The organism is Bradyrhizobium sp. NBAIM08, assembly GCF_020193935.1.
Lineage (GTDB): Bacteria > Pseudomonadota > Alphaproteobacteria > Rhizobiales > Xanthobacteraceae > Bradyrhizobium > Bradyrhizobium yuanmingense.
The window spans coordinates 1-390 of the sequence record NZ_JADYVR010001186.1 but is presented as its reverse complement, the minus strand read 5'-3'; the positions used below and the strand labels follow the sequence as shown (position 1 = coordinate 390).

Genomic DNA, 390 nt, shown 5'->3' with positions numbered 1-390 from the left:
CCGTCAGTCTGGGCCTTCTGCGCCTGCGGCCCTGGGAAATCTGCGGCTCATTCTGACACAAGCCACCCGTCCGCAACCGCCTTGGCCACCGCATACGGAAAGTCGGTCAAGGGCACTGAACCCGCTCTTCGGAGATAGCTTTCGTAGAGATCCGGCACCTGGCGGATGGATGGCGCGAGCTCGACCAACGCCACCACGTCGACTCCGCGCACGTATCGAACTCCGCGCGGATGATCGACGGAGACGATGTGCGGCTCGAGAACGATCTGGTTACCGCGAACGATTGGCCGGGGCTGGATGCCGATCGACGAGCTGATGCGCGGCTGCCAGAGCTTTTGCGCCCTGAGTCGATGGAGGGCCTGTCGGATCTTATCGACGTCTTCTTTTTCC

General features: G+C 62.3%; 1 protein-coding gene. It reads right to left on the bottom strand.

The annotated features are described in order from the left end of the window. Positions 1-47: 47 nt before the first annotated feature. Positions 48-390: hypothetical protein (locus I6F37_RS44065; RefSeq protein WP_225154995.1), on the bottom strand; the 343-nt coding region annotated here is incomplete at its 5' end.